The 12656-nt window shown below is 60.2% G+C and carries 9 protein-coding genes; 1 reads left to right on the forward strand and 8 read right to left on the reverse strand.

Features of this window, described 5'->3' with window-relative positions:
* Positions 1-2: 2 nt before the first annotated feature.
* The gene (gene bla, locus VM94_RS22320) at positions 3-818 is read left to right on the forward strand and encodes a class A beta-lactamase (protein WP_082127848.1); all 816 of its coding nucleotides are present in this window, start codon (positions 3-5) and stop codon (positions 816-818) included.
* Here bla and VM94_RS22325 read toward each other — a convergent pair whose 3' ends face one another.
* The 8 genes from VM94_RS22325 to VM94_RS22360 form a co-directional block, all read right to left on the reverse strand.
* On the reverse strand, positions 819-1253 hold the full coding sequence (locus VM94_RS22325) for a DUF695 domain-containing protein (protein ID WP_052755885.1): 435 nt from the start codon (positions 1251-1253) through the stop codon (positions 819-821). It abuts the gene before it with no gap.
* Between the two features lie 39 nt (positions 1254-1292).
* The gene (locus tag VM94_RS22330) at positions 1293-1967 is read right to left on the reverse strand and encodes a hypothetical protein (protein WP_138828910.1); all 675 of its coding nucleotides are present in this window, start codon (positions 1965-1967) and stop codon (positions 1293-1295) included.
* Between the two features lie 84 nt (positions 1968-2051).
* Positions 2052-2318 (reverse strand): PAAR domain-containing protein, encoded by a 267-nt coding sequence (locus VM94_RS22335; RefSeq protein WP_046685371.1) that lies wholly within the window; start codon positions 2316-2318, stop codon positions 2052-2054.
* Between the two features lie 13 nt (positions 2319-2331).
* Positions 2332-3963, reverse strand: coding sequence for a type VI lipase adapter Tla3 domain-containing protein (locus tag VM94_RS27930; RefSeq protein ID WP_082127849.1), 1632 nt, complete (start codon positions 3961-3963; stop codon positions 2332-2334).
* Positions 3964-4047: 84 nt separating this feature from the next.
* Positions 4048-6324 carry a T6SS effector phospholipase Tle3 domain-containing protein gene (locus tag VM94_RS22345; RefSeq protein WP_046685373.1) on the reverse strand — a complete coding sequence of 759 codons (2277 nt, stop codon included), beginning with the start codon at positions 6322-6324 and terminating at the stop codon, positions 4048-4050.
* Positions 6325-6342: 18 nt separating this feature from the next.
* Positions 6343-9138 (reverse strand): type VI secretion system Vgr family protein, encoded by a 2796-nt coding sequence (locus VM94_RS22350; protein WP_046685374.1) that lies wholly within the window; start codon positions 9136-9138, stop codon positions 6343-6345.
* A gap of 213 nt (positions 9139-9351) precedes the next feature.
* Positions 9352-10347, reverse strand: a complete 996-nt coding sequence (locus VM94_RS22355) for an extracellular catalytic domain type 1 short-chain-length polyhydroxyalkanoate depolymerase (protein ID WP_046685375.1) — start codon at positions 10345-10347, stop codon at positions 9352-9354.
* 84 nt (positions 10348-10431) lie between these two features.
* Positions 10432-12636: a TonB-dependent receptor gene (locus tag VM94_RS22360; protein ID WP_200899252.1), complete on the reverse strand. Its 2205-nt coding sequence runs from the start codon at positions 12634-12636 to the stop codon at positions 10432-10434.
* Positions 12637-12656: the final 20 nt, after the last annotated feature.

The following is a 12656-nucleotide window of genomic DNA, read 5'->3' on the forward strand; positions in this document are numbered from 1 at the left end:
TGTTGTTTGCCGCGCCCGCCACCAGCGTCGCCGCCGCCCAGACGCAACTGGCCACGTTGGAACAGGCCGCAGGCGGACGCCTCGGCGTTGCCGCCTGGCGCCAGGGCAGCGAGCTGCGCGTTGCCTATCGCGCCGACGAACGCTTCCCCCTGGCCAGCACCTTCAAGGCCATGCTCGCGGGTGCCGTGCTGGCGCGCAGCGTCAGCCAGCCGGGCTTGCTGGACCAGCACGTGCGTTACGAGAAAAAAGAACTGGTCACCTACTCGCCCATCACGGAAAAGCATCTGGCCGACGGCATGAGCGTGGCCGACCTGTGCGCCGCCACCTTGCAGTACAGCGACAATAGCGCGGCAAATTTCTTGATGACATTATTAGGCGGGCCGCAAGCCGTGACGGCGTTTGCGCGCAGCATCGGCAATACGGTATTCCAGCTGGAACGCTGGGAAACGGAATTGAACAGCGCCATCCCCGGCGAAGTGCGCGACACGGCCAGCCCCGCGTCGATGGCGCACAGCTTGCAGCAATTGTTATTGGAAAATAGCTTGCCGGCACCGCAGCGCCAGCAACTGGACGCCTGGATGCGCGGCAACACGACGGGCGACAAGCGCATCCGTGCCGGCGTGCCTGCCGGCTGGCAGGTGGCCGATAAAACGGGCTCGGGCGCGTATGGCAGCGTCAACGATATTGGCGTGGCCTACCCGGCCAGCGGCGCGCCGCTGGTCATCGCCGTGTACTACACGCGCGAACAGAAAAAAGCGGACACGAATCAGGACATCATCACGGCCGCCACGCGCATCGTGACGGCCGCGCTGGTGTAATTACTTCGGCAGTGCTGCCATGAAGCCGGCATACGTGGACCAGGCGGGGTCGGCGGCGCTGCGGATTTCGATCGGGAACTTTGGACGCGGCGCCAGCGCCGTGTTCAGGCGATTGAAAAACTCTTCACCCGACTGCGTGTAATAAATCCATTCACGCAAGTTTTCACCGGTGGACACCAGCGCCAGGGTGGCGAAGCCGTCTTCTTCCACCACGGGCGCCAGCGCCGCTTCCAGCTCTTCCATGTGCTCGCGCTCGTTCGGCGCGGGCATGCCCGTTTCGTCCTCGTAACGCCAGGCGATGATGATGCGGTCGGGCTGCGACGACAGGTCCCAGTCGTCATGGAAAGTATCGACATAGCGATAGATGATGGCCATCTCGTCGCTATGCGTGACGATGGTGCCCCAGCTGCGGGCGGAAGTGGAATTTTCGTTCATGGTTGCAACAGTCAAAAAAATAAATCGAGGGTGCGCAGCTTACAGCACTGGCGGGCAAGTCACATTCCACGCATCATATTGGGCACCGCTCTTGCGCAGCCAGACACGGGCGTAGCTGTCGCGATCGCTCTTGAACACGAGCGCATAGCGCTCTTCGGCACGCGGTGCGGCGGCACCCACGTCGACGGCCGCCAGCGAAAATTTCAGCGCCCGCAACGGGGCGCACGCCGTATTGCCAGCCATCAGCAAGCGCGCCCGTTCCAGCAGCGACTTTTGATAAAGCAACACACCTTCCAGTTCCCCATCAGGGACACGCTGCAGCATGCGCACGGGTTCGGCCACCGCGCGGCAGGCACCACGGTCGAGCCAGGCGTAATACTCCATCCCTGCTTCCTGCCAGCGCGCCTGCTTGCCTTCGCCATGCAGCACGAACTTGGTGCGCTGCGTCCGGCACAGCGCGCCATGGCCGCGATACGGCGACGTTTCGACGCTGCCCACCACTTCGCTGCCACGGCCCCCCACCACGGGCACGCTCTCGAACACGGTGCGCGCCGCCGGCTCGCCCGGATATTGCTGCGCATAAAATTCCAGCAGAGACGCGCGCTGCTGCGCATCGACCGCCACCGCCTCGGCGGCACTGGCAGAGAGGCACACGGCCGACACTACACACAGCGCCAAGGGGCGCACGAAATAAGCTGGCATGGATCCTGGCATGGCATTCCTTCATCGACGTTCAAGGGCGGGTATCGCCCAAGCGCAGATTATATAGTTACCAGGAAATGGCAGGCGGACGCGGCGTCAGGAGGTACGGAAGTTGACACCGCCAGCGAGCAACCTGGCGCCGCAAGTGGTGGTGTCGCCTTCGAAGGCGATGGCGATGCCGTTGATGCTGTGCCGGGACGAGCCGCTGGCAATCTTGCAGCCCTGATGCCCCTTGACGGGGCAGCTGCACAGGTCCCCAACGCAGGCGACGGCAATGCCATTGACCGTAAAGTGTGTGGCGGCACAACTGAGTACCTTGCCGCCGTGCGACGTGGCGTCCCCCAAACGGATGACTTTTCGCATGCTGCCTCCCGAGTTATTGTCCCGCCTGGCTTTCCAGGATGGCTTCCACCGATGGCGCCGCGTAGTTGGCCGGATCGACGGACGGCGTGACGCGGCTGCGGAAGATATCGCCATTGGCGTCCTGCTGCTGGCGTTTGGCATCCGATGGCGGCGTAATGAAGATGATGCTGGCCTCATTGCTGTCGCGCAAATTAATCGCCGCACTCGCGCCGCCATCACGATAGCTGCCCATCACGCCAATGGCCATCTGCATGAACCAGGTGGCCGCACCGGTATTACCCAGGCGATGATCGGTATTGATGAATTGCGTGCTCTTGCTGCTCTCGATTTCCGGCCCGCCCTGTGACGCATAGTCATGCAACATACCTTCGAGCATCAGCAACTGCTCGGGCTGCTTGCCTGTGCCCGCCACGATGCGCGCGGGTCCCTTGCCGCGCTCCGCTGCAGGCAAGGTCTGCAGCGCCTGCTGCCAACCCGCATTGAACATCTTCTGGCGCTGCTCACGCCGCGTGACAGGCTTGCCCTCTTCATCTGCGAATTTGACGAATACGGGCCGATGCACGAAACCGAACGAGGGCAAACGGTCGAAGGTTTTCATCTGTTCCCGGTTCCACGGAATGGGAAACCACGGCGTCGGCTTCCAGTCACGCGGAGGGCGATTTTCCCAGGGATTGAGTTTATCAAAGGTATGCAAGCCCACGCCGCGGATATCGGGCCGCTGGGCGAAGGCAGCGGCAGCAGCGAGCCATTCGGCGACGGTGGGTTGACGAAGTATTGGAGGAAATTCCGCGCCTAATTCCTTATCTGGTTTTGCCAGAGATTCCATCAATTGATAATACATCGCTCTGAATTGCTCTTGTACGAACTTATTTTCCGGGTCGTCCCATATCGCTGACCGCAAAAGTTCAACACGTTCGCGCCGTGCCAGTACAAATGCCACGGTGGTATCAGGCATATCGGGTATGTAATACCCATCCTGCAGCATTTTTGCATCCCCTTTCGCGCGGATACCATCTCTCGTCCCTGCACTATCATCGGCCATCAGAACCACATACGGCACATCAGGATGGGTATCAAAAAACTCAAAGATGTTGAGCAGCAATTTATCAGGATGTTCAGCCAGACTCCAGGGAGCTATCGAAAACAAATGCCATGCCATGCCGGAAGTCCCCGCGCCGGCAATCAATCCAGCCGTAGGTACCCCAGCTTCAGGCTGTTGCTTAAAATCACGAATTGGTGGGCCAGCATAAAATGACGGCACTCCCCAGTACAGCGGTGTAAAGTTAATTCCATTCTCCATCGCATCGTATGCACGCCCTCCGCTGACCCCATTTTTATCCAAGGCACTCCACGCGTACTTGCTCTTGTCCTGTTCTCGGATAGAAGTAAAAGCACTACCTTTTTGTAAGGCATCCCATAGTCTGGCTTGCCGATACCGATCAAAGGTCACTCCAAGTCCTATCACTTCCAAGACATATTCGTCCCGCGATGTAGAACCATCGACACTCTCTTTCTGAACCTGCGCTGCTCTCTTTTTCGATGCCGACTCTCGTTCATTTGCTTGTGCCGACACACTGATCCACCTAACAAATAGGACAAGAAACAGTACTAGCAATGGAATGCCCATCCAACGAACGACGGTCATAATGACCTCCTATTCCAACTATTGAAAGGTATCGCTCCCAGTTAATCGCAGAGCGAGCAGAAAACCATAAAAATCTAAAGTCATTCAAGTTTTCGACTGCTTGATGTCAGAGGTCCTTTTGCCGCTTTTGGTCTCTGATATGACGATTTTCCACAAAGACCCGGTCAGCAACGGTAGATCAGCGGGTAAAACACCTGAGTTGTAATAAGATATGTTCCCTTTGATTACATTTTTTCTCCAACTATCTTCCGTATCAAAATACATACGAAAAGTCTCAAGAAACTCCGGCCATAAAAGGATTCCTGGCCGTCGCTTCCCACTTTCGTACGATATCTTCACCCGCCAATCCGCCACAGCACATAAATACGCATAGAACTGCGGATCAGAACTAGCCTTGCCGCTGCCAATCGCCACGTCATACGCAGTTACCTGGCTGTGATTTTTAGCGCTTCCGATAATCGAACTGTGGAAGGACTTGGCACTGACCTCACGTTGCCAGCGCAACCGCGCCTCATTCGGGCTTTCCTCGATGGTTGCCAAGACATTTCCTTCCGTGTAGCGGGTGGCGGCAATGACCTTGCGTTGATCGAGCGGTCCTTTGCCATCGAGTTTCTTTTCCTTGTTATAGGCTGTCGTCATCAAGACCAGTTCGGCCCCGCGTATGGCTTCGTCGCGCTCTGGGAAGCGGCGATAGCCGGCCGGATCAGGGCGATCCTCGGCGGTTGTGTGCAGGCCGCTTCCACTGGTAAGCGCCACTGACGCATCGCAGGGATCGACTTCTTCCGTAGGTCCCTGATCTTCAGGTTTGCGGTTTCGCATCATCGAGGTTTTTGGAATATTGAGCGGATCGATTTGCGAAGTGCCGCGCAAATCAGCCGGCACCGGATGTTTCAACGCCTCGCCATTGATGGTGCGTATGCCATTACGCTGTTCCGTCTTGCTCAATCTGGTATTGATAGGCCAGGCCACTGCTTTATGTTGCGCACGGTATTTTCGTAATGAAACATCGACGTGTGCCTGTTCGCTTTCTGTCATGAGGCGCAGTGGAAAATCAAATGGCGGCGGCTTGCCTACCAACGACATCGTGGTCTTTCCAGTAGCCGGATCCAGCCTGGTCTTGTTGCTGAATATCCGCTGATAAAATCTGCCACCCAGTTCCGCCAGCGCGCCACGTACCTGCTCGCGCTCCACCATCTTGGTATGTCCTGAGGAGACGCTAACCCCATCAAGACTGAGAGTCTCCTCCTCTTCCACCAATTCGCTTCCCGACGCATAATCGGGCACGCCATCCCAGCCTATGCCCTGGATGTTATCCAGTGCCACCGTCATGTCTTCAGGGCAGAAATATAGATAAACCTTGCGACGGTTGTCGCGGTCGTCAGCGCTCTGCCAGTGACTGCCGACCATGCCGCGATGCTCATCCTTTTTCAAGTTGGCAAACTGCGGCTGGCAAGCCTGGCCGTTGCCTTTCGCCACCCCGGCCACGATATTCACCAAAGTCTTCAGGCGCGCACCCAGAGTCTGCGCACCACTGAGCAAATGGTAATAGGGCTTCATCGCCGCATCCTCGCCGCCATCGAACCAGGCGGCCCCTCGCATCAACAGAGGCAGGCTGTCCACCAGGCTGTACGGCGGATGCGTGAGTATCAGATTATCGGCCGGTGCCAGCCCCTTTTCCATCAGCATGGCTTGCGCCAGCAGCGACAGCAGACAGCCCTGGCTGTGCGCAACGATGCTGACGGTATCATCCGCGTCGTAATCGCGGATCATGGAAATGAGCGCAGCCAATCGCTGGGCCGCCAATACCATGTACATGCGCCCGGGCGCCGTCTTCAGTGGCCGCAAAGCATCTCCCATGGGATCGCCAGGCGCATAGATACCCGGACGCCACATGTCGGGCAAGCTGCTGGTGGCGTTGCCGAAAGGACCTCCTTCCTTGGACAGATCCTTGTCCAGGCGATTGCCGTAGCGGTCGACGAACTGGCCGTTGATGGTTTTGCATTTCACTGCCACTTCACGGTAGCCCCAGTAAAACGGAATCACGGGGCTGTTGGTATCCTTGGTGATCGTGCGCTTGAAGAAGACGGCGTCGGGATCGTCTTCCAACTTGTCCTTGTCCGCCGCCACGGGCATGCGGTAGGTGGCCGGCGTAAATGGCCGTCCCAGCCTGGCGGCCAAACCGGTGCACAAGCCGTCTTCCACCGCCTTGTAGCTGACACCCACGTCGTTGACGCCATGGATGACGATGATATTGCCTGGCAGGTTGCGGCGTATCTTGACCTTCTTGCACACGCTGCGTTCGCAATGCAGGATCGCCACGTCCTCGCCGACGACGTACGGTATTTTCGGATAGCTGCCCATCGCACGCTCCTGGCGTCATCAATCCTTGTTGTTGAACACTTCGATGGCGGCCAGGTGCATCGCTGCGCGCTCCAGCACATCCGTCTTGCCGCCTCCATCACTGCGTCCATCTGCCGACGAGCCGTCGCCCAGCTTCACGGCAAAGTGCGCCTGCGGCGCCAGTTGCGGTGCTGGCGGCACGCCATCAGCGGGACTGTCATCGCCCTCATATTGAAAGATAAACTGCTGATCGGCCTTGCCCTCGGCAAAGCTTGGCAATTGCACCTCCATGCTCTGCGGGTCATGGAACACAAAGTTGGGTGCATTGAAGTTCAGCGGCGACTTGCTGCCAAAGGTAATGCCATCGGCGATGCGGATGAATGCGCCGTGCTTGGAAATCAACACAATTTCATCGGCCATCCCCGTCAACTTGCCCTCGCTGGCCGTCAGCTTCAGGTTTTTCCCCGCATTGAGCTCCATGTCGTCATGCTGGCTTTGCAGCAGGAACTTGCCATGGTGCGCGATGGCGCGGATGCCGTCGGCATGAGAAAACAGCGAGATGCCCTTGCCTGCGTTCACGCTGTAGCGCTGGCCTGCCACCGCTTGCAGGTGCTGCTGCGCCACCGTATCAATATTGCTGACGGCATAGCTGACGATAGCTTTCGAGCTGGCAAAGCTGATGCCGGCAGGCGCCGTCACGGTGATCGCCGCCGCACCGCCCGATTCGGCACGCGGTTCCGTATTGCTGCCGCCTTCCCAGCCTTTCAAGCTGTGCTGCAATTCCTGCTGCGCCTGGTCTTCCTGCTCCAGTGCCTGATGCGTCGCGGCATAGCTGCCCAGCGAGCGAAACAGTTCCAGGCAGTTTTCCATCAGGCCCAGATATTCGCTGCGCGCCATGTGCCCGCCGTCGCCGTTCAGGCGCTTCCAGGCCGAGATCAGCATGCCCTTGCCCGCCCGCATGGCCAACTGTTCGTCGGTGCGCAGTTCAGCACCCTCGCCACGTGCTGTCCCCTGGCCGTTGCGCCGGTCCTGCGTCAGCCAGCCCAGGTTGAGCTGGGTGGAACCATGATCGCTGGCAAGCTGGGCATTGATTTGTCCATGGACATCATCAAAGCGTAATTGGTTGCCACGCGAGCCTTTGATCTCGCGGCTCTTGATACCGGACAAATAACGGTTGCCCGGCAAGTCGCCAGCCTTGCTCAAGGCAACTGGCTGCGCGCTATGGTTGTACAGCTGTCCCACGATAATGGGCCGGTCAGGATCGCCCCCGAGGAAGGCCAGCAAGACTTCGCTGCCCACACGGGGCAAGCCAAGATAGCCGCATTGCAGCATGCTGCCGGGACCGTTTCCCGCCCAACTCGACGCGACTCTTACCCAGGCCGAATCGGCATCGGTGTCGGAGGCGCCCGTGCCGCCGGCATGCTCGTGGTCCACCTTGCGCGTGGCTGGAAAGCGCACCTTGACCCGGCCCATCGCATCGCAATGGACTTCCTCATTGGCCGGCCCCACCACCACGGCGCTTTGCATCGGAACTGGCGGCAGGTCGATGCGTGTGTCGTAGGCCGGAACGATGGGCACGCCGCGCCGCACGACAGACACTTCAATACGCATGCGCAAGGGGCCGCCGTCCACTTCGGCCGCCAGCTCGCGCTGCTGCAGCACACCCTCACCGTCCAGCCAACGGTTGCGCGCGAACAGGCGTGCCACTCTGGCGGCCAGCTCCCTGGGCAAGTTATTTTGCGCCGCCACCTGCAGCGACGTGACGACAAAATCGCGCTCTGCCGCTGGCAAGGTGTCAATGTCGGGGTGCTCGGCCAGAGTAAAATATTCGCCGGGGCACAGGTCGCGTACGCTGCCTTCGGCGTGAAAGCAATGGCTCTCGTAATCGTGCTGCTGCATGGCCAGCATGCCAAGCTGGCACAACGCCTCATGATCCACGCCCGCACGCGGCGGCAGCACGTGGTAATCATCGAGGGTGGCGGCAATGGCATTGCCATGCATGCCTTGCAAACCCTGGCCTAATGCATCGGCAGTCATGAACGGCCGCGCGCGCGGGTGTTCTTCATTCCAGCTATGGCGCGTCACCTTGCCCGACTGCAGCTTGCGCACTTCGCTCCACGAGGTGAGCGTGTCGCGTTCTTCCGTTGCCCGGTCCGCGTGATAGCGCACGGTGCCCGCCATGTTTTTTCGCAAGCCGTCGGCATGATTGAACAGCACCAAGATATGCGCCGGCTCGGCATGTGCATCCGTATTGCCCTCCGCACGGAAAAACCAGGCGACGCCGCTGCGTTTGAGCAGACGCCGTACAAAGGCAGCATCGGACTCATTGTGCTGCATGACAAACTCGCGCTGCGGATACGCTTGCGCCTCGAAGAAATCGGCAAACGCATACTGGAAGGCGTGTGCCAGCACGGTATTGCTGCGTATCCATTCATCGAGCAAGGTCTTGACGATCTCGATATCCGTCAGGCGCCGGAAGACGCGCGTATTGCAGCGTTTTTCCATGATGGCGAAGGCGTCCGTCAGCACCAGCTGGTAGCTGGCCAGCGCACCGTCACTATCACCGACGCTCGCTTGCGTGACGATGCCGCAGATACTACGCAGCTGGCCCTGGTCGGTGACGATATCGAGCGCGACGGGCAAGGCAATCAAACTGCTCAGCGGCAAGTCGGCATGCGTCGAGACGCACAGCACGCGGTACTCGACGCCGCCACAGATGGCCTCTCTGCCGGCAATGCGCTGCGGTATCAGCACGCCTGCCGGCACCTTGGGCGAAACACCCAGGCGCAGGCGCAAGGGACGCTGGGCACCCGATATCGACTCGTCACTGTCCATGGCGTTCTCCTCGTTCACACTTGCCTCTAGTCAAGCTGGAGAACCGACAATGCCATGGGATGACAGAGAAATACTTGATATTTAGTAAGAACCCGTCAAGGTTCCCAGTACTTCCATCAAGCCTTACCGCTTGGTTAACAGGGCGAGCCTTGAGCAGCACCATGGGGCGCAATCGCTGCGCCCCATGGTCCAAGCTGCCAGTTCCTCACGCCATCAGCGCTGGTAATTCTTGAAGAAATTCCAGCTGATTACGGTCGCGTCCGGGCCCAGTTCATCGCTGAAGGGCCAGCCGGGAGGGCCGCCGCTCCAAGCATGGTTCATGCCTTCGACCGTGTACTTTTGCGCGATGACGGCGCCGTTGCGCAGGTACGTGTCGATGGAGTAGCTGCGGCCGTACGGCACCGTCTGGCGCACGATGCTGTCGGCACGGTAGCGCACGCTGTCATTGTCGAGGCCATCGTCGCCATAATCGCTGGTTTGCAGGAATTGCTCGATGGTTTGCTCGCCATTGACGGGATTGACGACGATGTCGGACGTGCCGTGGAATACCATCGCCGGCATCAGGCGGCGCGGCGAGCCGGAGCAGCGCCACGCATCCTTGCCGCGTACTTTCGGGTCGAACGAACTGCCATTGAAGAGGGAATCGGCGGCCGTGACCAGGCCGGTGGCGCCCTTGTACATGCCGCCCGAATGCACCATCACGGCGGCGAACACGTCCGAATAACAGGCGGCCATGATGGAAGCCATGGCGCCGCCGGCCGAGATGCCCGTCACATACACGCGGCTATCCTGCACCGCATATTGGTTCTTGACCTTGTTCAAGATGCCCATCAGCACGGCTGGCTCGCCCGTGCCCCGCTCCTGGTTCAGCGGCAACATGAAATTCCAGCAGCGCATGGGATTGGCCGTGACGTTCTGGCGCGGGTAGACGACGATGAAGTTTTCGCTGTCGGCCAGCTGGTTGTAGCGGCTGACGGCGGCCATGCTGTTGGGCTCGGAACCACAGCCGTGCAGCATCAGCACGACGGGCAGCGGCGTGTTGGCGTTGTAATTGCTCGGTAGCCAGACCTGGTATTCGCGCGATCCCCACAGGCTCGCATACAGGCCGAAGTCCCACTGCCCGGCGGCAGCCGGCAGCGCGGCCAGCAAGCCGCAGGCGGCGATGAGTGCGGATACGAAGTGACGCAGTTGGTGATGCAGATGTGCCATGCCAGTCTCCTGATTGTTATTAAGGACGAAAACAGCGACAACAAACCAGCCTGGCGCTAACCAGACTGGCACTTCAACAACCTTTTAGAACTTGTAGCCAACCTTGGCGATGATCTGGCGCGGCGGACCATAGAAACCGTCGAGAATGAACACGGCCGGAATGTTGTAGCCATCCGTGCGATAGCGTTTATTACCCAGGTTGCTGCCGTGCAAGCTGAAGGTCCAGTTCTTCGGCGCTTCCCACACGACGCCAGCCGTCCAGATGCTGTAGCCGCCCTGTGCCAGGGTTTCGCTCAAGTCCGTGGTCGGGTAGACCTTGCTGCGGTAGCCATAGCCGACCATGCTGCGCAAGGCGCCGCCGAAGACGTCGCGGTCCGTGCGCGTCAGGTTCAAGCCCACTTGGCGGGCTGGCGTGTTGCTGAACTTTTGCGTATCCGCGATGTTCTTGCCGCCGCTCATGTACTCGTCATAGCTGGCATTGAGCAGGGCGAGGAAACCGTTGACTTCCCACTGGCGGTTGGGCCGCCACGAGAATTCGAACTCGGCGCCTTTCACGGTGGCCTTGCCCGCATTCGTGAAGTCGCCATAGAAGCCCGGCACGCCGCCCGGCTGCACGTAGCTGGTAAATACGGACAACTGGATATCCTTGTAACGGTTGTAGAACAAGGCCACGTTGGCGTCGAACGTATCGTCCGGCGCCGCATATTTCATACCCACCTCCAGCGCGTCGAGTTTTTCATCCTTGTACGGCCGCGCCGAGTCCGGCACCACCAGGTTGTTGGCGCGCACGTTGTAGCCGCCCGACTTGAAACCGCGCGACAGGTTGCTGTAGAAATTCGTCGTCTTCGACGCTTCGTAGCGCACGGACAATTTCGGCGAGGTATTGCTGACGGATAGCGACTTGTCGAAATCGGCCGCCGTCTGGATGGGCCGCGTAAAGCCCACGTCAGCAAAAGCGCGGTTGAGCACGATGGCGCGCTTTTCCTCGCGCGTGTGGCGCAAGCCCGCATTGATGCTCCACACCTTGCCCAGCGGCCAGGTCCAGTCCGTGTACAGCGCCGTGCTGTCCGTCTCCACCGTGCTGACGGCGGCCGTGAACTGGCGCCCCAGGAAATTGTTGTAGATGCCGCCGCCGGCCGTGCCTTCGAAGCGGTACAGGCCGATCACGCCGGCGCCGTAGTCGCTGCTGTATGAGGCCTGCAATTCCAGGCTCTTCTGCTCGTCGCGCGAGTCGCCAAACACGTCGGCAATCGGCTGCGGCAAGCCGTCGAAATCGATGGTTTGCTCGGACGTGCTGCGCCGCTTGGCGCCGATCACTTTCACGGACCAGTCGTTCGACAAGGTGTAGTTGGCCACCAGCGAGCCGCCCCGGTTGTGCGTGAAGTTGTTGCCAGGCATGCCGCTCTGGATGTCGTACGCATCCGTGCTGGCCGGCCGCTTGAGCGGGTCGAACGCGCTCACGCCCATGCGCTGGAAGCCGCGCACGCCGGACTTATCATCCGTGGCGTCCAGGCTCAGCACGACGGTCAAGGGGATGTCTTGCGGAAAGTAGCCGACGGACAGGCGCGCGGCCGTGCTGTCCTGGTCGCTGACCTGTTCGCCATTGAAGGTGTTGCGGCCGAAACCGTCGCGGTCCAGCTTGGCGGCCGCCAGGCGCGCGCGCCAGGTGCCGCTCTCGTTGGCCAGGTTGAAGGCGGCCTTGAAGTTGCGCTGGTTGTAGTTGCCGATGCCCACTTCCGCCGACGCGCCGTTTTCCTTCGCCAGCGGACGCGAGATGTATTTGATGGCGCCGCCGATGGTGTTCTTGCCGTACAGGGTGCCTTGCGGGCCGCGCAGCACTTCGATGCGCTGCACGTCGAACACGTCGAGCAGCGCGCCTTGCGGCCTAGCCATATAGACGTCGTCAAAATAAATGCCCACGCCCGGGTCCACGCCCCAGACGGGGTCAGCCTGCCCCACGCCGCGGATAAACGCCGTCAGGGTGGTGTTCGTGCCGCGCGAGGCGTATACGGTCAGGTTCGGCACGCGCTCCTGCAAGTCGGCCAGGTTCTGGATATTCGCCCGTTCCAGGGCCTTGGCGGAAAACGCCGTGACGGCCAGCGGCACGTCCTGCAGGCGCTCGTCGCGGCGGCGGGCAGAGACCGTCACGGTTTCCATGCGCTCTTTCGCCTCGCTGGCTTCCTGGGCAGTGGCGGCGGTGGCCGGGCTGCCATCCTGCGCCTGCGCATGAGTGGCAAAGGCGCCGGCAACGGCAAGGGCGGCGGGCATCAATTTCAAAGCAAGTTTCATAGCGTCTCCAATGTCAGGCT

The sequence above is a fragment of the Janthinobacterium sp. KBS0711 genome (genome assembly GCF_000988085.1).
GTDB classification, from domain to species: Bacteria; Pseudomonadota; Gammaproteobacteria; order Burkholderiales; family Burkholderiaceae_D; genus Janthinobacterium; species Janthinobacterium lividum_E.

What these genes read in the sequence shown, in the direction of transcription:
- VM94_RS22325 (WP_052755885.1), bottom strand. Translation starts at nt 1,253, where the DNA reads ATGAACGAAAATTCCACTTCCGCCCGCAGCTGGGGCACCATCGTCACG.
- VM94_RS22330 (WP_138828910.1), bottom strand. Translation starts at nt 1,967, where the DNA reads ATGCCAGGATCCATGCCAGCTTATTTCGTGCGCCCCTTGGCGCTGTGT.
- VM94_RS22335 (WP_046685371.1), bottom strand. Translation starts at nt 2,318, where the DNA reads ATGCGAAAAGTCATCCGTTTGGGGGACGCCACGTCGCACGGCGGCAAG.
- VM94_RS27930 (WP_082127849.1), bottom strand. Translation starts at nt 3,963, where the DNA reads ATGACCGTCGTTCGTTGGATGGGCATTCCATTGCTAGTACTGTTTCTT.
- VM94_RS22345 (WP_046685373.1), bottom strand. Translation starts at nt 6,324, where the DNA reads ATGGGCAGCTATCCGAAAATACCGTACGTCGTCGGCGAGGACGTGGCG.
- VM94_RS22350 (WP_046685374.1), bottom strand. Translation starts at nt 9,138, where the DNA reads ATGGACAGTGACGAGTCGATATCGGGTGCCCAGCGTCCCTTGCGCCTG.
- VM94_RS22355 (WP_046685375.1), bottom strand. Translation starts at nt 10,347, where the DNA reads ATGGCACATCTGCATCACCAACTGCGTCACTTCGTATCCGCACTCATC.
- VM94_RS22360 (WP_200899252.1), bottom strand. Translation starts at nt 12,636, where the DNA reads ATGAAACTTGCTTTGAAATTGATGCCCGCCGCCCTTGCCGTTGCCGGC.